General features: G+C 68.7%; 19 protein-coding genes. 13 read left to right on the top strand and 6 right to left on the bottom strand.

What is annotated here, in order from left to right; all coding sequences use genetic code 11:
- Nucleotides 1-35 precede the first annotated feature (35 nt).
- Nucleotides 36-899, top strand: coding sequence for an ABC transporter substrate-binding protein (locus tag FA90_RS04465; protein ID WP_197065245.1), 864 nt, complete (start codon nt 36-38; stop codon nt 897-899).
- A gap of 4 nt (nt 900-903) precedes the next feature.
- Here FA90_RS04465 and sugE read toward each other — a convergent pair whose 3' ends face one another.
- Nucleotides 904-1,224, bottom strand: a complete 321-nt coding sequence (sugE, locus tag FA90_RS04460; protein WP_036166332.1) for a quaternary ammonium compound efflux SMR transporter SugE — start codon at nt 1,222-1,224, stop codon at nt 904-906.
- 137 nt (nt 1,225-1,361) lie between these two features.
- Here sugE and FA90_RS04455 point away from each other — a divergent pair, with 137 nt between their 5' ends.
- The 5 genes from FA90_RS04455 (at nt 1,362) to FA90_RS04435 (ending at nt 7,700) form a co-directional block, all read left to right on the top strand.
- Entirely contained in the window at nt 1,362-2,426 is a 1,065-nt protein-coding gene (locus tag FA90_RS04455) for an alkene reductase (protein ID WP_036166329.1), read from the top strand.
- Nucleotides 2,427-2,701: 275 nt separating this feature from the next.
- The gene (gene pepN, locus FA90_RS04450) at nt 2,702-5,350 is read left to right on the top strand and encodes an aminopeptidase N (protein ID WP_239700532.1); all 2,649 of its coding nucleotides are present in this window, start codon (nt 2,702-2,704) and stop codon (nt 5,348-5,350) included.
- Between the two features lie 84 nt (nt 5,351-5,434).
- The gene (locus tag FA90_RS04445; protein WP_036166326.1) at nt 5,435-6,253 is read left to right on the top strand and encodes a hypothetical protein; all 819 of its coding nucleotides are present in this window, start codon (nt 5,435-5,437) and stop codon (nt 6,251-6,253) included.
- A 235-nt stretch (nt 6,254-6,488) separates the two neighbouring features.
- Nucleotides 6,489-7,190: an endonuclease/exonuclease/phosphatase family protein gene (locus FA90_RS04440; protein ID WP_051971417.1), complete on the top strand. Its 702-nt coding sequence runs from the start codon at nt 6,489-6,491 to the stop codon at nt 7,188-7,190.
- 63 nt (nt 7,191-7,253) lie between these two features.
- On the top strand, nt 7,254-7,700 hold the full coding sequence (locus FA90_RS04435; protein WP_036166323.1) for a thioesterase family protein: 447 nt from the start codon (nt 7,254-7,256) through the stop codon (nt 7,698-7,700).
- 38 nt (nt 7,701-7,738) lie between these two features.
- Here the strand turns inward: FA90_RS04435 and FA90_RS04430 are convergent, their stop codons facing one another.
- The gene (locus FA90_RS04430) at nt 7,739-9,121 is read right to left on the bottom strand and encodes an AMP-binding protein (protein WP_197065244.1); all 1,383 of its coding nucleotides are present in this window, start codon (nt 9,119-9,121) and stop codon (nt 7,739-7,741) included.
- A 227-nt stretch (nt 9,122-9,348) separates the two neighbouring features.
- Between FA90_RS04430 and FA90_RS04425 the strand changes: the two genes are divergently transcribed.
- From FA90_RS04425 to FA90_RS04415, 3 genes are read left to right on the top strand one after another with little or no spacing between them, the layout of a single operon-like run.
- Nucleotides 9,349-9,741, top strand: a complete 393-nt coding sequence (locus tag FA90_RS04425) for a phosphonate transporter (protein WP_036166321.1) — start codon at nt 9,349-9,351, stop codon at nt 9,739-9,741.
- A 33-nt stretch (nt 9,742-9,774) separates the two neighbouring features.
- Nucleotides 9,775-11,133 (top strand): sensor domain-containing diguanylate cyclase, encoded by a 1,359-nt coding sequence (locus FA90_RS04420; RefSeq protein WP_051971416.1) that lies wholly within the window; start codon nt 9,775-9,777, stop codon nt 11,131-11,133.
- Nucleotides 11,120-12,982 (top strand): bifunctional diguanylate cyclase/phosphodiesterase, encoded by a 1,863-nt coding sequence (locus FA90_RS04415; protein WP_081933639.1) that lies wholly within the window; start codon nt 11,120-11,122, stop codon nt 12,980-12,982. Before FA90_RS04420 ends, FA90_RS04415 begins: the two co-directional genes overlap by 14 nt.
- Nucleotides 12,983-13,026: 44 nt before the next feature.
- On the opposite strand, the gene FA90_RS04410 is transcribed toward FA90_RS04415, so the two are convergent.
- Nucleotides 13,027-13,875 carry an aldo/keto reductase gene (locus tag FA90_RS04410; RefSeq protein ID WP_036166318.1) on the bottom strand — a complete coding sequence of 283 codons (849 nt, stop codon included), beginning with the start codon at nt 13,873-13,875 and terminating at the stop codon, nt 13,027-13,029.
- A gap of 209 nt (nt 13,876-14,084) precedes the next feature.
- Between FA90_RS04410 and FA90_RS04405 the strand changes: the two genes are divergently transcribed.
- Nucleotides 14,085-15,872, top strand: coding sequence for a thiamine pyrophosphate-requiring protein (locus tag FA90_RS04405; RefSeq protein ID WP_036166315.1), 1,788 nt, complete (start codon nt 14,085-14,087; stop codon nt 15,870-15,872).
- A gap of 142 nt (nt 15,873-16,014) precedes the next feature.
- Entirely contained in the window at nt 16,015-17,199 is a 1,185-nt protein-coding gene (locus FA90_RS04400) for a family 1 glycosylhydrolase (protein WP_051971415.1), read from the top strand.
- 30 nt (nt 17,200-17,229) lie between these two features.
- On the opposite strand, the gene FA90_RS04395 is transcribed toward FA90_RS04400, so the two are convergent.
- Nucleotides 17,230-17,409 carry a hypothetical protein gene (locus FA90_RS04395; RefSeq protein ID WP_036166312.1) on the bottom strand — a complete coding sequence of 60 codons (180 nt, stop codon included), beginning with the start codon at nt 17,407-17,409 and terminating at the stop codon, nt 17,230-17,232.
- 329 nt (nt 17,410-17,738) lie between these two features.
- Here FA90_RS04395 and FA90_RS04390 point away from each other — a divergent pair, with 329 nt between their 5' ends.
- Entirely contained in the window at nt 17,739-19,001 is a 1,263-nt protein-coding gene (locus FA90_RS04390; RefSeq protein ID WP_051971414.1) for a right-handed parallel beta-helix repeat-containing protein, read from the top strand.
- A gap of 49 nt (nt 19,002-19,050) precedes the next feature.
- On the opposite strand, the gene arsC is transcribed toward FA90_RS04390, so the two are convergent.
- Complete coding sequence (gene arsC / locus FA90_RS04385; RefSeq protein WP_036166310.1) at nt 19,051-19,398, bottom strand: arsenate reductase (glutaredoxin); 348 nt, start codon at nt 19,396-19,398, stop codon at nt 19,051-19,053.
- 188 nt (nt 19,399-19,586) lie between these two features.
- On the opposite strand from arsC, the gene FA90_RS04380 reads away from it, so the two are divergent.
- Nucleotides 19,587-20,246, top strand: a complete 660-nt coding sequence (locus tag FA90_RS04380; RefSeq protein WP_081934040.1) for a 1-acyl-sn-glycerol-3-phosphate acyltransferase — start codon at nt 19,587-19,589, stop codon at nt 20,244-20,246.
- Here FA90_RS04380 and FA90_RS04375 read toward each other — a convergent pair.
- Nucleotides 20,220-20,795: a HupE/UreJ family protein gene (locus FA90_RS04375; RefSeq protein WP_197065243.1), complete on the bottom strand. Its 576-nt coding sequence runs from the start codon at nt 20,793-20,795 to the stop codon at nt 20,220-20,222. The two genes, FA90_RS04380 and FA90_RS04375, sit on opposite strands and share 27 nt — an antisense overlap.
- Nucleotides 20,796-20,817: the final 22 nt, after the last annotated feature.

Below are 20,817 nucleotides of genomic sequence, written 5' to 3'. Positions count from 1 at the left end.
TTTTGCTCATCTTATAATGAGCGATGACCGAGCCCATGCAGCCAGACGCGATTGCCGCGCCGAGTCGGCGCAATCCTGTTTCCAAGGCGACGCCACGGCGTGGCCGCCGGCGATCCGCGCTGGAAGGCGCGCTGGCGTGCGCGCTCGCCTGTGCGATCGCGTGCACCCTTGCCTGCGCACCCGCGCGCGTGCACGCGCAGGCGCGGGCGCTCGAGGTCAGGATCGCCGGACAGGAAGCGCTGGCGCCGAAGTGGGTCTACCTGCGCAACAGCGTGGTCGGCATCTGCCCCGACATTCTTGCGGCGGTCGAGCGCATCGAGCCGCGCCTGCGCTTCGCCGGCTATCGTCAGAGCCGCTCGCTGCCGGGCATCGAGGCCGGCCTGGACGGCGGCAGCGTCGACGTCGCATGTGCGTTGATAGCGTCCGAACGCCGTCAGGCGATTGCCGAACGGGTCGGCCCGGCGGTGTACGTGGTGCGTCACCGGCTGGCCGCACGCAGCGATGATGCCATCGAGGTGCGCAGCGTGACGGAGCTGGCGCGCATGGGAGCGCTGGTGGTCGGCCAGCGCGGCGGCGTGTTCGTGGGCACATTAAGGGCGGCCGGGGTGCGGATCGACGACGCCACCGACGACAACGGCGTCAATCTGCGCAAGGTGCTGGCCGGACATGGGCGCTTCGTCGAAATGAACGAGATCACGATGCAGCACTACCTGCGCAGCGACGTGTTCGAAGGGCGCCTGCGCATCCTGCCGGTCGTCATCGGTACGGAGCCGGCGTATTTCTGGGTGAGCCGCAAGGCCGATCCGGCCATCGCGCGCCTGCTCGGTCCGGCGCTCGAACGGCTCAAGGCCAGCGGCGAGCTGGACCGTATCTACGCCCAGCGCACCTCCAGTCCATAGCCAGTCAGTGCGGGCTGAGCAGCTTGAGCCCGACGATGCCGGCCACGATCAAGGCGATCGACAGCAGGCGCAGCGTCCCGGCCGGTTCGCCCAGCAGCCACATGCCGGCGACCGCGGTGCCGACCGTGCCAATGCCGGTCCAGACCGCGTAGGCGGTGCCGAGCGGCAGCGCGCGCAGGGCCAGGCCGAGCATGCCGACGCTGCCGGCCATCGCCGCCAGCGTCAGGGCGGACGGCGCCAGGCGCGTGAAGCCGGCGCTGTATTTCAGCGCCACCGCCCATACCACTTCCAGCAATCCCGCGACCAGCAGATAAAACCAGCTCATGCAACGCTCCTCGCACCCACGACGCACCGAAATCAGGGCGGCAAGTATAGCACCGCGTAAAACCGGGGCGTCCCCAGCAGGATTTGCGTGCGTGCCTTAAGATGAGGGTCGATTCATCAACAAAAACAGGAGTATTGATGACTACTTTGTTCGACCCGCTGAAGGTGGGCGCCCTCGAGCTGCCCAACCGCATCATCATGGCCCCGCTGACCCGTGCACGCGCCACCGGCGAAGGCCGCGTACCGAACGACCTGATGGTCGAGTACTACAAACAGCGTGCTTCGGCCGGCCTGATCCTGACCGAAGCCACTTCGGTCACCCCGATGGGCGTCGGTTACGCCGATACCCCCGGCATCTGGTCCGATGAACAGGTCGAAGGCTGGAAAAAGGTCACCGCCGCCGTGCACCAGGCCGGCGGACGCATCGTCCTGCAGCTGTGGCACGTGGGCCGCATCTCCGACCCGTCCTTCCTGAATGGCGAGCTGCCGGTCGCCCCGTCGGCGATCAAGCCGGCCGGCCATGTCAGCCTGGTGCGCCCGGTCAAGGACTACGAGACCCCGCGCGCGCTGACCCTGGAAGAGATCCCGCAGGTGGTCGCGGCCTACCGCAAGGGCGCCGAGAACGCCAGGATAGCCGGCTTCGACGGCGTCGAAGTGCACGGCGCGAATGGCTACCTGCTCGACCAGTTCTTGCAGGACAAGACCAACCAGCGCAGCGATGCCTACGGCGGCTCGATCGAGAACCGCGCCCGCCTGATGCTGGAAGTCACCGACGCCTGCATCGACGTATGGGGCGCCGACCGCGTCGGCATGCACCTGGCGCCGCGCCGCGACGCCCACGACATGGGCGACTCGACCCCGCTCGAGACCTTCGGCTACGTGGCGCGCGAACTCGGCAAGCGCAACATCGCCTTCATTTGCGCACGCGAAGCGATCGGCCCGGACAGCCTCGGACCGCAGCTCAAGGAAATCTTCGGCGGCGTGTACATCGCCAACGAAAAGATGAGCAAGGAAGCCGCCGAGGAGCTGCTCTCTGCCGGCAAGGCCGACGCCGTCGCCTGGGGCGTGTGGTTCATTGCCAACCCCGACCTGCCGGCCCGCCTCAAGCAGAACGCGCCGCTCAACGAGCCGCGCCCGGCCACCTTCTACGCGCCGACGCCGGAAGGCTACATCGACTATCCGGCGCTGCAAGCGAACGTCTGATCCGCGCGATCATCGATGCGCCGACGCGCCTGCCCGGGCGCGTCGGCCGCGCCTCCGCTTCGCCTTGCGGACGCGCCGGCATCCGGGCCTGGTCCGTGCGCCCTGAATCACCTCCCGAACCGCCAGGGGCATGCATAGGTCGATCCGCCTGGCGTTCCGGGTTTTGAGGGTTTCCAGCAAAAAATCGTCCGGAAGGCCGTTTTCCGAGGCAATATTTCGTTGCCTCCATGCTATTCTTGCACGCTTCATACTGTCGCCAATCTGCAAGGATCTCCGTGAAGACTCGCCTGCCCCGCCTGATTCCGCTCGCCGCCGCCGCCGCGCTGGCGCTCTCGCTCCCGACCATCGATGCCGCCGCCGCGCCCGCCGCGCGCGCGGAAAATGCCTTCCTGTCGCAAGCGGACGCGGCGGCCCGGGCTGCGCGCGTGTCGAACGTCGCCTACCAGCTCGACTTCGTATTGAGCGGCGCGCCCACCTTCAGCGGTACGACGACGCTGCGCTTCGACCTGAACGATGCGTCCACGCCCTTGACCGTCGACCTGGACAAGGCCACGATCAAGTCGCTCACCGTCAACGGCAAGGCGGTTGCGCCGCAATACAACGGCTGGTTCATCACCCTTCCGGCAGCCAGCCTGGCCAAGGGCCGCAACACGGTCGTGGTCGCCTACGAACGTCCGCACAGCACCAACGGCGAAGGCCTGCACCGCATGGTCGACCCGGTCGACGGCCGCGTCTACACCTATTCGCACTTCGAGCCGGCGGCCGCGCACCAGATGTTCGCCGTATTCGACCAGCCCGACCTGAAGGCGACCTACCAGTTGAACGTGGTCGCGCCAGCGGATTGGGAAGTGATCTCGAGCACGCGCGAAGCCAACGTCGCGCCCTGCACCGAGGGCCGGCGCTGGACCTTCCCGACCACCAAGAAGCTCAGCCCCTACAACTTCTCGATGCACGCCGGCCCCTACAAGAAGTGGGAAGACAACAGCGGCAAATACCCGATGCGCCTGTTCGCGCGCCAGTCGGTGGCTTCGCAGATCCATCCCGACGAATGGTTCAAGTACACCAAGGCCGGGTTGAGCTTCTTCGACGAGTACTTCGGCATTCCGTACCAGTTCGGCAAGTACGACCAGGTGCTGGTGCCCGACTTCCTGTACGGCGCGATGGAAAACGCCGGCGCGATCACCTTTGCCGAGCGCGGCTTCATGTACAAGGCCGAGATGACGGCCGAGCAGCGCGCACGTCTGGCCGGCGTCATCATGCACGAGATGGCGCACCAGTGGTTCGGCGACCTGGTCACCATGCAGTGGTGGAACGGCCTGTGGCTGAACGAAAGCTTCGCCTCCTTCATGGGCACGCTCGCGACCGCCGAGGCGACCGAGTTCAAGGATGCCTGGCGCGCCTTTTACTCGCAAGGCAAGCAGGCCGCTTACGAACAGGATTCGCGCAGCACGACGCACCCGATCGAGGTGCCGGTGCCGTCGACCCAGAACGCCTTCGACAACATCGACGCCATCACCTACTCGAAAGGCGCTTCGACCCTGGTGCAGCTGCGCCACCTGCTGGGCGAAGACGTGTTCCGCAAAGGCGTGCACGACTACCTGGTCAAGTACCAGTACCGCAATGCGAAGCTCGACGACTTCATCGGCAGCCTGGGCCAGGCCGCGCACCGCGACCTGTCCGGCTGGACCCGTGAATGGCTGTATCAGCCGGGCGTGAACACCATCGCCGCCGAGTACAGCTGCAGGGCCGGCAAGATCGCCGCTTTCCACCTCAAGCAGAGCGCCCCGTCCGCCTTCCCGACCCTGCGCGAGCAGCGCGTGCAGGTGGCGGCGCTGCGCCTGAACGGCGACGCCTACCGCGTCGACCGCACGGTCGCCATCACCTACAAGGGCGCCGACACGGCCGTACCGGGCATGGTCGGCGCGTCCTGCCCCGACCTGGTGTACCCGAACTACGACGACTGGGGCTACGTCAAGGTGCAACTCGACGGCCGCTCGTTCGACAGCGCGCGCCAGCACCTGGCCGGCGTGCCGGATCCGCTGCTGCGCGCGATGCTGTGGCAAGGCCTGTGGGACGGCGTGCGCGAGGCCAAGCTGCCCCTGAACGACTTCATCTCGACCGTGCTCGCCAACGCACCGCAAGAGAAGGATTACACGCTGCTCGGCGACGTGCTGGGCAAGGTCGCCGCCTCCAAGCACACCCTCGACCAGATCGACCCGGGCGCCACCTACAACCGCCAGGCCACGCGCCAGCTGGCCGACATGGCCTGGAAGGGTGTGCAGGCTGCCAAGGGCGATGACAACTTCCAGCGCCGCTGGTTCACCACCTACATTGGCCTGGCCAGCGAACGCGCCGACCTGGACCGCCTCGCCGGCTTGCTCGATGGCCGCGAGAAAGTCGACGGCCTGGCGATCAACCAGGACCTGCGCTGGGCCATCGTCCAGCGTCTGAACCGCTTCGACTACCCGGGCGCGAACGCCCTGATCGACGCCGAACAGGCGCGCGACAAGTCCGACAGCGGCCAGGCCGCCGCACTCGCCGCCACCGTCGCCCGTCCCGACCCGGCCGTCAAGCGCCAGTGGCTGGACACGCTGTTCGACCTGCAGACCAAGCTGCCGTTCTCGAAGCTGCGCACCGCGATGGGCAGCCTGTACCCGTCCGAACAGGGCCGCCTGGCGGAACAAACCGCGGACCAGCGCCTGGCCAAGCTGCCGGAACTCGACAAGGCCGCTGGCCCGGTCTACATGCGCGCCTACGGCCCCAGCCTGATCCCGGGCGGCTGCACCGCTGACGACGTCAAGCGCCTGCAAGCCGCCAGCGACAAGCTGACCGACCTGTCCGCGGGCACCCGGCGCGCCCTGCTCGACACGCTGCAGGAATCGCAGCGCTGCGTGGCGATCCGCCAGGCGATGACGGCTCGGTGACCGCCCGCTGACCGCCCGCCGATGGCCTGCCGAGCGCCCGTACAACCCGTGCGAGTCGAGGCATGAGCGCAGGCGCCGCGCCGTGTGCGCGCGGACGCGTATGCGCACGCGCGCCGCAGCCGCTTCGCGCTTGCGCTCACGGTCGGCCTGCACCTGCTGGCCGCCTGGTGCTGGCTGCAGCAACGTCCGGCGCGGCCGCCGCGTCCCACCGACACGCCGGCCGTGGTGACCATCCTGCTGCGTCCGAGTGATGCGGTCCGCGCGCCCGCACCCGCACCCGCATCACCGCTCACGCCGCGGCGTCCAGGCGTCGCGCCGGCTGCCGGCGACGCTGGCGGGCACGCGCCAGCCGTCCGGCCGCAGACCCTGCCGCCGCTGTATGTCCCGTCAGCGCAACCCACCCCCGCTGCACCATCCGGCGCCCTGCCTGGCGCGCCTGCGCCGCCGGCCGGCGCCGAGGAGCGCATCCAGGGGAGCGCGTCCGATCCCGCCGCCGCCCCAGGCCCTGGCCAGCCCGGCGACAGCCCTGCGCCGGCATCAGCGTCAGCCGATAGCGGCTTTACCGCCAGCCTGGGCCGGCGCCAGGCTGGCGGTATCGACCGTGAACTGCGCGGTGGCAAGTCAGGTGTCCCGACCGAAGCCGACACGCCGTGGGCGCGCTTCCAGCGCGGCCTCGAGGCTGCCCACGTCGATCGATCGATGAGCGCCCACCTGGACAGCTATACCTCACCGGACGGCGTCGTGATCTACCGCCGGCGCGTTGGCGGCCGGATCGCGTGCTACCGCACCGGCAGCGTCGCCGGTGGCGTGGACCCCAGCCTCGGCGTGCTGAGCGTCCGCGGCGCCAACGATGCCGGCTCGGTTCCCTGTCCCGGTTCCGCGCAATGGAAGCAGGAAGAATGAACCGCGCTCTTCGATCGCTTCATGCCATCGACGCGCCTGCTGCGTTGCTGGTGCGTTGCTGCCGCCTCTCCATCCATCTGACGGCGCGGCCGGAGATCGGTTCAGCCGTTCCGCTCGAGGTTTGACCCAGGCCGAACGCCGGCCAGGACCGGCGTCGCACGCCGAACACACCTGAGCTGGATCAGTCCACGCGCACGTTCGGCCGCTAGCCTGAGCACTTTCGAAAAGGACGGCCATGCTCAAGCGCCCCGGCGGCGACCAGTTCGCCGGCCTGGCGCGGCGGCTGGCCGACTGCCAGGCCGTGTCCGCGATCGCGCTCGACGCGCCCGACGCCGACGGTGCGCCACGCCGCGTCGGCGCCATGCTGTTTACGCGCCATCCGGTGCTGCAGGTACTGCGCCACAGCCTGCCCTGGCCGGCCGACCCCGAGGTGATGAGCATGCCGCGCTGCGCGCTCGAGGTGACGCTGGAGACGCCGCTGGGCATGCTGCGCATTATTAACACGCACCTCGAATTCTTCTCGACGCGCCAGCGCCTGGCCCAGGTCGAGCGCCTGCGCGCGCTGCACGCGGAAGCATGCGCCCACGCGCGCGCGCCGCGCCCTGGCGCGCCCGGCCCGTTCGCCAACATCGCGCGGCCGTCCGCGGCGGTGCTTGTCGGCGACTTCAACATGCTGCCCGACTCGAGCGCCTACACCCGCCTGCTGGCCGACTACGGCGACGGCACGCCGGCCTGGCGCGACGCCTGGCGCGTGGCCCAGCCCGGCCGCGCCCACCCCCCGACCGTCGGCCTGCACGACCATTCGCCCGGCGCGAGGCCGTTCACCTTCGACTACGCCTTCGTCAGCGCCGACCTGGCCGGCTGCGTGCGCAGCGTGCGCGTCGACGGCGGCGCCGGCGGTTCGGACCACCAGCCCCTGCTGCTGGAGCTGGCGTGAGGACGCGCGGCCGCGGAGCCGGCAGTACAATAGCGGCGCCCGAGCTCACATCAAGGACATGTTTTGGACTGGGATTACCCGCACCCCTTCACCCTGGCGCGCACCCCGCAGGCGGCCGACATCGATGGACTGAACCATACCAACAACGCGGTCTACGTACGCTGGTGCGAACAAGCCGGCTGGGCGCACTCGGAAGCGCTGGGCCTGTCGCTGGAAGACTACCGGCGCCTCGACCGCGCGATGGCGATCCGGCGCGGCGAATACGACTACATCCTGCCGACCGCGCAGGACGAGGCGCTGCTGCTGGGCACCTGGCTGGTCGCCGGCGACGGCAAGCTGGCGATGGAGCGGCGCTTCCAGCTGGTGCGCGAACGCGATGGCGCAACCGTGCTGCGCGGACGCTGGGACCTCGTGTGCATCGAACTCTCGAGCGGCAGGCCGCGGCGCATGCCGCAGGAGTTCCTCGACGCCTACATGAGCGCGCTGGTGGGCGCGCCTGCGCCGTCGTAACCCTCGTTTACGCCGGGCATGACGCGCCGCCGAGGCGCTCAGGCAGCGTCGATGATCCAGTCGGCCGGCTTGCCGCTGGCCTGGCGCGGCAGGCGCACGCCGAACGTGAACGCGGCGGGACGCTCGGGGGCGCTCAGGCGCGCTGCGGCCCAGACGGCGAGTTCTTCGCCCAGGGCGGCATGCTCGGCGGCCGGGGTGAAGAACTCGCCACCCTCATCCGCGCCGCCGGGCAATGTCGCCGGTCCCGGCGCCGGGCGCGGCACCACGAAAGCCTTCAAGCGCCGCCCCTCGTCCGGGCGCATCATCCGCACCGTGGCGTCGAGCACGCGCGGATGCAGTTTCAGCACGTCCGCGACGTACGCCGGGAACACGTTCGTGCCGCCCACCTGCACCGCCTGGTCGATGCGCCCGGCCGGCAGGAACTGGCGCTCGTCCTGCCACGCGAGCGTGTCCTGCAGCGGGTAGCGCGCCTCGCCTCCGTCCGGCAGACTGCGTACCAGCGCATGGTTAGCTGCGTAATCCTGTTGCTGCGCCCGCTCATGTTGCGCTTCCCGTTCCGGTGCTTGGTCGGGTTTTTGCTCGCCCGCAGCCTGGTCGCGGCGCCAATACGCCAGCAGCGTGAACGCACTCCCGGCACGGTCGCGCCAGCCGACACCGGCGATCTCGGAGCTGCCGTACATCTCCAGCAGGCGCAGTCCGACGGCGTCCAGGCGCGCCGCCAGCGCGTCCGGGCACGGCGCGCCCGAGCTGACGCCGACGACATCGGGCTCGAAACGGGGATCGAGCCGGACCAGGGCCTCCCACCAGACGGGATAGGCGACGATCAGGTCGCCCGCGCGCGCCTGCCCGAGCGCCACAGCCGGGCTGGCGGTGCGCAGGTCGACCACGTCGTCGATGCCCAGCGCGCGCGGCAGCAGGATCGTGAACAGGAAACCATAGATATGATGGCTGGGCACGGCGGTCAGGATGCGCCTGCGGCCGGGCGTCAGGCGCGCCAGCTCCCGCACCTCCTGCCACATCGTGGCCAAGGAATGCGTGCAGCGCTTCGGGCTGCCGGAACTGCCCGACGTCCGGAAGTTCAGGCGCACCGCGTCCATGGCCAGGCCCGTGCGCGCAGCGTCGAGCCAGTCTTCCAGGCAGGGCCGCGCCAGCAGGCGCTCGTCGACGCCGGCGACGCGCAGGTCGAGCGCGTCCACCAGCGCGGTCGCCATCCCGTGCAGTTCGAGCGAATCGGCGCCCAGGTCGCGCACGAACTCCAGGTCGAGCGGCCAGGGCGTCGCGCGCGGCGGGCGTCCCGGACGGGCCAGTCCCAGTTCGGCCGACAGCAAATCGGCGACGAAGCGGTGCAGCGAGGGCGCATGCGTCCACCACTGGACGCCTTCGCCGGTGTCGCACATGGTGGAGCGATCGATCTGGAACATGATTTCGTTTCGGAGTTACGCAATTTGTGGGCGTCGATGTTCGCAAAGTGGGACGACGCTGTCAATTATGGTGGCATTTGTCCTACATAACCACTGTCAAAAACGCGACGATTGAATTTGACACCGGAATGGGCGCATGTCACCATGCATTTCTTAACTGCAACACGCAGCCCTGCTCGAATTTCAACCAGATGCTACCAGCACAACGAGAACCGGAGTCCTCGCCCATGAATGCCGTCACCGATCTGTCCTTCACCACCCCTGGCCTATACACGCATTTGGCGCAGATGAAGCCGGAAGATCTCGACCAGCTCGACTTCGGCGTGATCGGCTTCGACGACGCGACCCATGTGTGCCGGTACAACCGCTTCGAGTCCGAGGCCGCCGGCCTGACCGCGCTGCGCGTGCTGGGCCAGCCGCTGTTTACCAACGTGGCGCCGTGCCTGAACAACTTCATGGTGGCCCAGCGCTTCGAAGACGCGCACGACGACGCGGCCGCCCTGGACGATACCATCGACTACGTGCTGACGCTGCGCATGCGCCCGATCAAGGTCAAGCTGCGCCTGCTGGCCGCTCCCGACAGCGCCGTGCGCTACGTGCTGGTCCAGCGCAAGCCCTGATCCTCCCGTCGATCGCAGCCCAGGAGACGCACTGTGAACCACGACCCGCACGCCCAGCTCGGCGCTGAATACGAGGCCCTGATCCAGTTCCTGTACCTGGCCCCGGTCGGCCTGGTGCAGACCGGTTTCGACGGCGAGATCCAGATGATCAATCCGATCTCGGCGCAGCTCCTGATGCCGCTGCAGCGCGACGGCAACCTGACCAACCTGTTCGATGCGCTCGAAGACGTGGCGCCCGAACTGCGCCAGCTGTGCCAGCTCTACGGCCGCGCCAGCGGCATGGTTTGCGACGGCCTGCACATCCACCTGGCCCCGGCGAGCGGCACGCGCGGCCGGCGCATGCCCCAGGTGCTGTCGCTGAGCCTGCTGAAGCTGGACGGCGAGCGCCTGATGGCGGTGCTGTCCGACGTCACCGAACAGGTGCGCCGCGAACGCCAGCTGCGCCAGAACGACGCGTGGCTGAACGCGCTCCTGACCAGCATCACTGACTATGCCCTTGTCGGCCTGGACCGCGATGGCCGCATCAGCGCCTGGAACGACACCATCGGCCGCGTGACCGGCCACACCGACGCCGTGGTCGGCACTCCGTATTCGGTGTTCTACCCGACTGACGCGACCACGCCCGAGCAAGTGCACGACCGCCTGCGCGACGCCGACCAGAACGGCTGGAGCCTGGACGAAGGCCCGCGCGTGCGCGCCGACGGCAGCCAGTTCTGGGCCAGCGCGATCATTTCGCCGCTACCCGACCGCGACCCGCTGCTCGACGACCCGAACGACGCCGCCTATTGCATGGTCCTGCGCGACATCAGCGACAAGCACGACGCCATCGAGCGCCGCCGCAAGTCGGTGTTCTGCGACCACCTGACCGGCGTGGCCAACCGCCGCGCCTTCTTCGAAGCGGCCGAGCTGGAGCTGACGCGCAACCGCCGCCAGCCGCGCCCGACCGCGTTGATCGTGCTCGACGCCGACCATTTCAAGTGCATCAACGACCGCCACGGCCACCCGGGCGGCGACGCCGTGCTGCGCCAGCTGGGCCACCTCCTGATGGCCACCTTCCGCCAGGTCGACGTGGTGGCGCGGGTCGGTGGCGAGGAGTTCGCCGTGCTGCTGCCGTCCTGCGACCTGGACGGCGCGCTGGCCGTGGCCGAACGCCTGCGCGCGCTGGTGGCGCGCCAGGCCGTCGCGTTCGAGGACGCACGCATCGAGTACACGATCAGCGCCGGCGTGGCGGCCTGCGACGGCGAAGCGCTGAACCTGGAGACGCTGATGAAGCGCGCCGACCGGGCGCTGTACGTCGCCAAGGCGGGCGGGCGCAACCGCGTCGAACACTGGTCCCCATCCGTCGACGCCGAACTCGGCCAACCTGAAGGGCTCCAGCATGCAAACCGATAAGCTCGACGCCTACGAAGCATTGGTGCAATTTCTCTACCGCGCGCCGATCGGCCTGGTGCAGACCAGCCTGGACGGCACGGTCGACATGCTCAACCCGATGTCGTCGAGCCTGCTGATGCCGCTCGTGCGCGACGGCAGCCTGGACAATCTGTTCGACGTGCTGCGCGACGCCGCGCCCCAGCTGCGCCAGCTGGCTGAGGACTTCCACGAGGCCTCGGGCGTGGTGTGCGAAGGCCTGCGCCTGCCGCTGGGCGACGTCGCGGCGCCGGGCGCGCCGCAGGTGCTGTCGCTGAGCGTGCTCAAGCTCGACAGCAGCCGGCTGATGGCCACCGTGACCGACGCCACCGCCGAAGTCCAGCGCGAGCAGGAGCGCCTGACGCGCCGCCTGAAAAGCGCCGCGCGCACCGACGCCCTGACGCGCATGCCCAACCGCGAAGCCGTGCTGGAACAGCTGCAGCAGATGCTCGCCCGGCCGGCCGGCGGCCCGGCGCATGGCGCCAGCTTCGCGCTGCTGTTCATGAACTGCGACCGCTTCCGCCAGATCAACGACACGCTCGGCCAGAGCGCCGGCGACCGCCTGCTGGTGCAGATCGGCGAGCGCATCCGCGCCACCCTGCGCCCGCCCAGCGACCGCATCGACCCGCTGGCCGGCAGTGGCCAGATGGCGGCGCGCGTCGGCGCCGACGAATTCGTGGTGGTGCTGGACGGCATGCGCCGCCGCGAAGACGCCGAGCGCGTCGCCGCGCGCCTGCTCGACGCGCTCGCGCGCCCGTATCAGTTTCCCGGCCAGGAAGTCGTCTGCAAGCTCAGCATGGGTCTGGTGTGGGGCCCGGATGCCGAACCCGGCGCGCTGGCTGCCGAACTGCTGCGCGACGCCAGCATCGCCATGGTCGAGGCCAAGCGCGCCGGCGGCGCGCGCAGCGTTCTGTTCGAAACCGCGATGCGCGAACGCGCCGCGCGCCGCGCCGACATCGAATCCGACCTGCGCCAGGCGCTGGCCGAAGACCAGCTGTTCGTGGTCTACCAGCCGGTGGTCGGCTTGCGCCCGGACGGCGCCACCGACTTCAGCGCCGGCGTCGAGGCGCTGGTGCGCTGGCAGCACCCGGTGCGCGGCGTCGTGCCGCCTTTCGAATTCATTCCGGTGGCCGAGGAATCGGGTCTGATCGGCGCGGTCGGCGACTTCGTGCTGCGGCGCGCCTGCCGCGACTTCGCCGCCTGGCAGCGCACGCTCGGGCGCCACGCCCCGCGCCTGCTGGCGGTCAACCTGTCGCGCGCCCAGCTGGCCGAAGCCAGCTTCCCGACCGTGGTGCGCGAGGTGCTCGAGCAGCACGGCATGACGCCGATGCAGCTGCAGCTGGAAGTGACGGAAAGCCTGGCGGCCCAGGACCAGCAGGTGCAACAGCGGCTGCACGAATTGAAGGCGCTCGGCGTCACGCTGGCGCTGGACGACTTCGGCACCGGCTATTCTTCGCTGTCGAGCCTGCACCAGCTGCCGGTGGACACCGTCAAGATCGACCGCTCGTTCGTGTGCCAGGCCGACACCAGCAACCACCACCGCGTGCTGATCGAAGCCACGGTCAAGGTGGCCCAGAGCCTGGGCATGAACACCGTGGCCGAAGGCATCGAGACCGAAGCCCAGGCCGCCGCCGTGCGCGCCCAGCAGTGCGCCAAGGGTCAGGGCTACCTGTACAGCCGGCCGCTGACCTCGAACGCCCTGCTCGACTGGCTGCGCAGCAATCTCCCTGCTGTCACGGGCGCGGCGGAGCCGGCGCTCGACAGTGAACGCGACGCCGACCTGATCACCGCGCCGCTGTTCACGCCGACGCCTGCGCTGGCCGGCGGCCGCTGACCCGCACGTCCCGAACCGCGCGTCGACCAGGGCCAGCGCCGGGTTCAGCGCATCGCCAGCGGACGCGGGCCGCGCGGCGCCGGGAACGCCGCCTCGAGCCGGGCCAGGTCGTCGGCCTGCAGCGCCAGGTCGAGCGCGGCGCGGTTGGCGCGCACGTGTTCGGGATTCGTCGCCTTCGGAATCACCACCAGGCCGTGCTGGCGCAGCAGCCAGGCCAGCGCGACCTGGGCCGGCGTGACGCCGTGCTTGCGCGCCACCTCGAGCAGGGCCGGATTGCCCAGCAAGGCGCGCTGGCCGCCGCTGCTCGACTCCAGCGGCGAATACGCCATCACCGGCATGCCGAGCTCGCGGCACCAGGGCAGCAGGTCCCACTCGATGCCGCGCTCGGCCAGGTTGTACAGCACCTGGTCGGTCGCCACGCCGATGCCGCCGCCGAACGATTGCGCCTCCTTCATGTCGTCCATGTCGAAGTTGCTCACGCCATAGTCGCGGATCTTGCCTTCCTGGCGCAGCGTCTCGAAAGCCTCCAGCGTCTCGCCAAGGGGAACACTGCCGCGCCAGTGCAGCAGGTACAAGTCGAGGTACTCGGTTTTGATGCGGCGCAGGCTGCGCTCGCAGGCCGCGCGCACGCCCGCGCGCGAGGCATTGTGCGGATACACCTTGCTGACCAGGAAGACCTCGTCGCGCCGTCCGGCGATCGCGTCGCCGACCACTTCCTCGGCGCCGCCCTCGCCGTACATCTCGGCGGTGTCGATCAGGTTCATGCCCAGCTCCATGCCCAGGCGCAGGGCCGCCACTTCGGCGGCGCGCTTGCCGCGCTCCTCGCCCATATACCAGGTGCCCTGTCCCAGCACGGGGATGCCGTGCCCCGAAGGTAACGCCAGCGTTTCCATACGCACTCCTTAGCCGATCCATGTCGAAAACCCGACGATAGCAGCGACTGCCGGAACGCAGCACGCGAATCCCGCCGAATCGATAACAATCCAGACGGAACCGGTAAATACATAATTGCAACAAGCTAACGTAGCGCGCCTCAGCCGTGCTTGATGCTAAGCTTTTTGCAACAGGAGCGGGACCGCTCTTTCCAGACCAGCGAGGCATTATGAGCAAGACTGTCGGTGATTTCTTCGTAGACCGCCTGCACGAATGGGGCATCCATACCATCTTCGGCTACCCGGGCGACGGCATCAACGGCGTGCTGGGCGCGATGAACCGCTCCAAGCACAAGATCAATTTCATCCAGGTGCGCCATGAGGAAATGGCGGCTTTCATGGCCTCGGCCTACGCCAAGTTCTCGGGCGGCCTCGGGGTCTGCCTGTCGACTGGCGGCCCGGGCGCGGCCCACCTGGTCACCGGCCTGTACGACGCCAAGCTGGACAACCAGCCGGTGCTGGCGATTTCCGGCCAGGCCGCCCGCACCGCGCGCGGCGCCCATTACCAGCAGGAGGTGAACCTGGAGCGCATGTTCCAGGACGTGGCCGAGTACGTGCAGGAAGTGTCGACGCCGTCGCAGACGCGCCACGTCACCGACCGCGCGATCCGCACCGCGATCGCCGAGCGCGCCGTCAGCGTGATCGTGCTGCCCAACGACCTGCAGGACGAAAAGTACGAAGAGCCGCCGCGCAAGCATGGCTCGGTGTTCTCAGGCGTCGGCTACACCAGGCCGCGCATCGTGCCCTACGAGGCCGACCTGCAGCGCGCCGCCGACGTCCTGAATGCCGGCGGCAAGGTCGCGATCCTGGTCGGCGCGGGGGCGCTGAACGCCACCGACGAGGTGATCGCCGTGGCCGACCGCCTGCAGGCCGGCGCCGCCAAGGCCCTGCTCGGCAAGGCCGCGCTGCCCGACCACCTGCCCTGGGTCACCGGCTCGATCGGCATCCTCGGCACCAAGGCCAGCTGGGAGATGATGAACGACTGCGACACCCTGTTGATGATCGGCACAAACTTCCCGTACGCCGAATTCCTGCCCAAGGACGGCAAGGTGCGCGCGGTGCAGATCGACATCGATCCGGAAAAGCTGAGCATGCGCTACCCGGCCGAAGTCCCGCTGCACGGCGACAGCGCCGAGACCCTGCGCGCCCTGCTGCCGCTGCTCAAGGAAAAGAGCGACAACAGCTGGCGCAGCAAGATCGAAAAGGAAGTGCGCGAGTCGTGGGAAACGCTGGAAAACCGCGCGCTGGCCAAGGCCAACCCGATCAACCCGCAGCGGGTCTGCTGGGAACTGTCGCCGCTGCTGCCGCGCGACGCCATCGTCACCAGCGACTCGGGCTCGTGCGCCAACTGGTTCGCGCGCGACCTGCGCGTGCAGCGTGGCCAGATGTATTCGCTGTCGGGGGGCCTGGCCTCGATGGGTGCGGCGGTGCCGTATGCGATCGCCGCCAAGTTCGCCCACCCCAAGCGCCCGGTGGTCGCACTGGTCGGCGACGGCGCCATGCAGATGAATAACATGGCCGAGCTGATCACGGTGGCCAAGTACTGGAAACAGTGGGAAGACCACCACTGGATCTGCTGCGTCTTCAACAACGAGGACCTGAACCAGGTCACCTGGGAGCAGCGCGTGATGGAAGGCGACCCGAAATTCGACGCTACCCAGCAGATCCCGGACGTGCCCTACCACCGCTTCGCCGACATGATCGGCCTGAAGGGTATCTTCTGCGACGATCCCGACATGGTCGGCGAGGCCTGGCGCCAGGCCCTGGCCAGCGACCGGCCGGTGGTGCTGGAGTTCAAGACCGACCCCGAAGTGCCGCCGCTGCCGTCGCACATCAGCTTCGAGCAGGCCAGGAAGCTGACCAGCACCATCCTCAAGGGCGACCCCAACGAAGGCGGCATGCTGAGCGGCGTGGCGCACCAGGTGCTCAGCGCGATCCTGCCGGGGGAAAAGAAGTGAGTCGAGGGGCGCGGATGGAAGGCCGCATTGACGCGGACTCGTCTGCGCCCGCGGGCGCTGTCCGGGCTGGACAAGATCATCGCAATTGCGCGTGGCGTCGTGACTGCCCAACGAGTGCACGGGTGTCTGCGATAATACGCCGATGATCCCGTTCACTTTCGCCACCGGCATCGAAAACAGCAGCCCGACCATCGCCAACGGCCGCATCCGCCGTGATCAGATGGCTGAATGTGGCCACTACGACCATTGGCGCACCGACTTCCAGCTCGTCCACCAGCTCGGCCTGCGCACGCTGCGTTACGGCGTGCCCCTGTTCCGGGTCTGGCTGGGACCTGGCCGCTACGATTGGGAATTCTCCGACCAGGCCTTCGCAGAACTGCGCCGCCTGGGCATCGAGCCGGTCGCCGACCTGTGCCACTTCGGCTTGCCGGACTGGCTGGCCAGTTTCCAGAATCCCGACTTCCCGGCGCTGTTCGCCGACTACGCCGCCGCCTTCGCGCAGCGCTACCCGTGGATCCGGCTCTTCACGCCGGTCAACGAAATCTTCGTGTGCGCACGCGCCTCGGCGCTGTTCGGCTGGTGGAACGAACAGGAACGCAGCGACCGCAGCTTCGTCACTGCCGTCAAGCACATGGCGCGAGCCAACGTGCTGGCGATGCATACGATTCTCGAGCATCGGCCCGACGCCATCTTCATCCAAAGCGAGTCGACCGAGTATTTTCACGCCAGGACACCGGACGCACTGGCGCTGGCCGACGCGCGCAACGACCGCCGTTTCCTGTCGCTCGACCTGACCTACGGGCGCGCGCTCGACGGCGAGCTGCGCAGCTTCGCATTCGACAATGGCGTGAGCGCAGACGACATACGCTTCTTCGAACAGCACGCCGTCTGCGCCGGCCACTGCATCCTCGGCACCGACTACTACAGCTCGAACGAGCACCTGGTCGAGCCGGACGGCAGCCGCGGCGGCGCCGAAGAGCTGATCGGCTACCCGATGATCGTGCGCGAGTACCACGAGCGCTACCGCGTGCCGCTGATGTACACCGAGACCAATTGCGACGACGATCCCCCGGGCACCGCCAGCGAGTGGCTGCGGCGCCAATGGACCATGCTGCGCAGCCTGGCGCACTTCAAGGTGCCGGTGCTCGGCTTCACCTGGTATTCGCTCACCGACCAGATCGACTGGGACGTCGAACTGCGCGAGCAGCGCGGCACCGTCAACCCGCGCGGGCTGTTCGACCTGGACCGCAACATCCGGCCGGTGGGCGAGGCGTACCGCGAATTGATCGCGACCTGGAAAGACCACGTCGGCGGCACGCAGCGCTGAGCGCGGCGCTCGGGCGCTTTGCATTCACGATCACTGGCGCGAGCGCGTGGACCCCTCACCCTCCGGCCCGACCCGCTCCAGGCCATTGCCGCTGCCGACCAAGGGCACCACCACGGTCGGCTGCTGGTAGTCCGCCGTCAGCGCCGGCCGGGTGAAGTCGTCGGCGCTGGACAGCAGGAACAGCAGCGTCATCGCGCCCACGCCGATCATCGAGGTGATGCGCAGCAGCGAGTGGCCGTGGCGCGTGAAAACGGCGCTGCCATTGTCGGTTCCGTTTAACGAGTCTTATTCAGTCAAATACAGCCGATCACACCTCGAAACGAGCGAGCGTCTCCAGAATCATGAATTTTGGACAGCGAACCGGACGGAATGGCCGAGCACGATACAGCGCCTGATTGAGTCCCAGGAGAAATTGCTTTGATTTAAGCAAGACCGCGCAAGCACGCCATTTGTGCTGGCGCAAGGACGAGATTGATGCAGGCAAGGTCAGGCCACGGCTGCTGCGGCACACTGGCGGCAGACCGATTCATGCACTCGACATGCACACTTCCGCTTCCGCCCGCCGCCACGCCGATACCCGCATGCGTTTGCATGCGCTGGTCGGCGTACTGCTGCTGATTCCTCTGCTGCTGGTGCTGGCCCTGGCGCTGGCCGCCTGCACGGTCAGGGACAAGGACGCGGTCAACGTCACGCCGCAGCTGGTGCCGGCCGAGCTGTTCGTCGCGCCGGAAGGCCTGGACAGCAATCCCGGCACGCCCGCCGCGCCGCTGCGCTCGCTCGCCCGCGCAGCCCAGCTGGTCACGCCGGGCGCCATCGTCAACGTGCTGCCCGGCGCCTACCAGGGCGGCTTTCGCACCACGGTCGACGGCCTGCCCGAGGCGCGCATCGTGTTCCGCTCGACCCGGCGCTGGGGCGCGCGCATCGTGCCGCCGCCTGCCGGCGCGCAACCGGCCGGCAAGATGGCCTGGGACAACCGCGCCAGCTACGTCGACATCCAGGGCTTCGAGGTCGACGGCAGCCTGGCGCCGGGCGAAGCCGGCGCACGCTGGCGCATCGGCATCTACAGCGGCGGCTCGCACGACCGCATCCTGGGCAACCACGTGCACGACATCGCCACCACCCTGCCCTGCGACAGCGGCGGCGGCTCGGGCATCGGCGTCGACAGCTATTACCACGGCAAGGATTCGGCAGTGAACGGCAACAGCGTGCACGACATCGGGCCGCCGGGTTGCCGCTATGTGCAGGGGATTTATTTCGCGACCACGGGCAGCATCCGCAACAACATCGTCTACCGCGTAGCCGAGGCCGGCATCCACCTGTGGCACGACGCGCGCGAGGTGGTCATCGCCAACAATACCGTGACGGCGTCGAACACCGGCATCCTGGTCGGCGGCGGCGACTTCTACCATACGCAGGGTCCCAACGACCATACACGCGTGTTCAACAACATCGTGTTCGACAACCGCCACGGCATCTCGGAACAAGGCGCGACCGGGCCCCACAACAGCTACCGCAACAACCTGGTGTTCCAGAACGGCGCGGGCGACTGGCAGCTCGCCAAAGGCATGTCGCACAGCGGGACGGTGACGCAGGCGCCGCGCTTCCTCGATTACCGCCGCGACGGCACGCCCGACTTCCGGCTGGCGGCCCATTCGCCGGCGATCGGGAGCGGACTCGACGCCGAATCGAGCGCCAGCGCCAGCGCCCGCCCCGGCGCCGACACCGGCGTCGATGGGCCCGACTTCAACGGCAAGCCGCGCGCGCACGCGGCCGCAATCGACATCGGCGCCTGCCAGCACTAGCGGCGCCGCACCGGATCGTCGCCGCCCGGTGTCCGCACCGGCCCAGCGCTTACAAGATTTCTCGCACCCGCTCGGCCGGCCGGCACAGGCGCACGCCATTCGGCGTCGTCACGAAGGGGCGGTTGATCAGGATCGGATGGGCGATCATCGCGTCCAGCAGTGCATCGTCGCCGACGGCCGGGTCGTCGAGACCGAGTTCGCCGTACAGGCTTTCCTTGCTGCGCACCGCCTCGCGCACCGACAGGCCGGCTTGCGCGATCATCGAGGCCAATTGCGCGCGTGTGGGCGGGCTCGACAGGTACGCGATCACATGCGGCGCGTGGCCGGCCGCGCGGATCAGCTCCAGGGTGTTGCGCGAGGTGCCGCAGCGTGGGTTGTGGAAGATCGTGATGTCCATCGATGGATTCCTGATTGTCGTAGGCATAAAAGCGCAGGCATGATAGCGGCGGCGGCGCAACGCTTCCAGCTTTTTTGCTTGTCCGCCGTTTTTTCAGGCGATAGAATGCGCGGTTTGCTTGCCGGGCCGCAACGTACGGAACCCGGTTGAAGAACCATAAGGCTGTCCGCGGCCTGGTCGGAGAAACCATGGAAGAATACCTGATGCGCCCGGAGGCGCTGCCCACCTGGGGCCAGCGCAGCGCGACACGCCTGCTCGAGCTGATCGGCTGGAAGTTCTATTTCAAACCGCTGCCCGGCCCCCATGGCGTGGTCGTGGTCTACCCGCACACCTCGAACTGCGACTTTTTCGTCGGCTTGCTGGCCAAGTGGTCGTGCGGCATCCAGTTCCGCTGGCTGGCAAAGGATTCGCTGTTCCGCGGCCCGATGGGCGCGATCATGCGCTACTGGGGCGGCGTCGCGATCGACCGCAGCTCGCCCCAGGGCGCGATCGGCCGCCTGGCCCGGACCATGCTGGCCTCGAATTGGTTCTGGCTGGCGATCACGCCGGAAGGCACGCGCGGCTACCGTCCATACTGGAAAAGCGGCTTCTACCGCATCGCGCTCGCGGCCAAGGTGCCGGTGCTGCTGGTGGCGCTCGACTACGGCCGCAAGGTCGTCGACGTCACCCAGACCCTGATGCTCAGCGGCGACGAAGACGCCGACATGGCCGCCATCGCCAAGGCCTACGAAGGCGTGCGCGCGCTCTATCCGGACCTGGCGGCGCCGATCCGGCTGGCCGATCCGGACGCCCCCGCTAGCGGCAAGGGCTCAGGCAAGTCCTCAGACCACGCCCGCAAGCAGGCATAAGCCGGCCGCGCCGATCGCCGCGCCGGCGATGCGGCTGAGCCCGGGGCGCAGGCGATGCCCGATCAGCGCGCCGATGCCGATCACCAGCGCGCTGGCCAGCAGGAAACCGGCGCCGCTCGCCATGCCGGACAGCTCCTGGCCGTGCGCCAGCCCGTGCAGGAAGCCGCAGCCGCCCGCCAGCAGGGTCGCCATCTGCGGCGCCATGCGCAAGCCGCTCGCTGCGAGGGCGCCCAGCAGCAGCACGGTGGCGGCCACCGAGGTTTCCAGCGCCGGCGGCACCAGGCCGGTCGACGCCCCCAGCGCCATCGCCACCAGGAAGGCCGGCGCCAGTACGCCGCCATGGCCCTGGAAGCCGCGCCGGCGGCTCCACAAGCCCACTGCCAGCAGCGCCAGCAGGTGATCCAGCCCGGTCAGCGGATGCAGCAGGCCGGCTGCGAAGCCGGTTTCGCCGTGGCCCGGATGGGCGGCCGCCGGCAGGCTGAAGGCCAGAGCGGCCAGGCCCGCCAGCGCCATCGAAAACCGCCGCGTCGTGATTGCCATGCGCATCATGTCGTTCTCCCGAAGTCGTAAA

This window comes from Massilia sp. 9096 (genome assembly GCF_000745265.1).
Classification (GTDB): Bacteria; Pseudomonadota; Gammaproteobacteria; order Burkholderiales; family Burkholderiaceae_D; genus Telluria.
Note: the sequence above shows the minus strand (reverse complement) of the source record. Positions and strands in the feature narration are given on the sequence as shown.

Bases quoted from the DNA above. Each gene is read 5' to 3' on its own strand.
- FA90_RS04465 (WP_197065245.1), top strand. From the start codon at position 36: ATGCAGCCAGACGCGATTGCCGCGCCGAGTCGGCGCAATCCTGTTTCC.
- sugE (WP_036166332.1), bottom strand. From the start codon at position 1,224: ATGAGCTGGTTTTATCTGCTGGTCGCGGGATTGCTGGAAGTGGTATGG.
- FA90_RS04455 (WP_036166329.1), top strand. From the start codon at position 1,362: ATGACTACTTTGTTCGACCCGCTGAAGGTGGGCGCCCTCGAGCTGCCC.
- FA90_RS04440 (WP_051971417.1), top strand. From the start codon at position 6,489: ATGCTCAAGCGCCCCGGCGGCGACCAGTTCGCCGGCCTGGCGCGGCGG.
- FA90_RS04430 (WP_197065244.1), bottom strand. From the start codon at position 9,121: ATGTTCCAGATCGATCGCTCCACCATGTGCGACACCGGCGAAGGCGTC.
- FA90_RS04425 (WP_036166321.1), top strand. From the start codon at position 9,349: ATGAATGCCGTCACCGATCTGTCCTTCACCACCCCTGGCCTATACACG.
- FA90_RS04415 (WP_081933639.1), top strand. From the start codon at position 11,120: ATGCAAACCGATAAGCTCGACGCCTACGAAGCATTGGTGCAATTTCTC.
- FA90_RS04410 (WP_036166318.1), bottom strand. From the start codon at position 13,875: ATGGAAACGCTGGCGTTACCTTCGGGGCACGGCATCCCCGTGCTGGGA.
- FA90_RS04405 (WP_036166315.1), top strand. From the start codon at position 14,085: ATGAGCAAGACTGTCGGTGATTTCTTCGTAGACCGCCTGCACGAATGG.
- FA90_RS04400 (WP_051971415.1), top strand. From the start codon at position 16,015: ATGATCCCGTTCACTTTCGCCACCGGCATCGAAAACAGCAGCCCGACC.
- FA90_RS04395 (WP_036166312.1), bottom strand. From the start codon at position 17,409: ATGATCGGCGTGGGCGCGATGACGCTGCTGTTCCTGCTGTCCAGCGCC.
- FA90_RS04390 (WP_051971414.1), top strand. From the start codon at position 17,739: ATGCACACTTCCGCTTCCGCCCGCCGCCACGCCGATACCCGCATGCGT.
- arsC (WP_036166310.1), bottom strand. From the start codon at position 19,398: ATGGACATCACGATCTTCCACAACCCACGCTGCGGCACCTCGCGCAAC.
- FA90_RS04380 (WP_081934040.1), top strand. From the start codon at position 19,587: ATGGAAGAATACCTGATGCGCCCGGAGGCGCTGCCCACCTGGGGCCAG.
- FA90_RS04375 (WP_197065243.1), bottom strand. From the start codon at position 20,795: ATGATGCGCATGGCAATCACGACGCGGCGGTTTTCGATGGCGCTGGCG.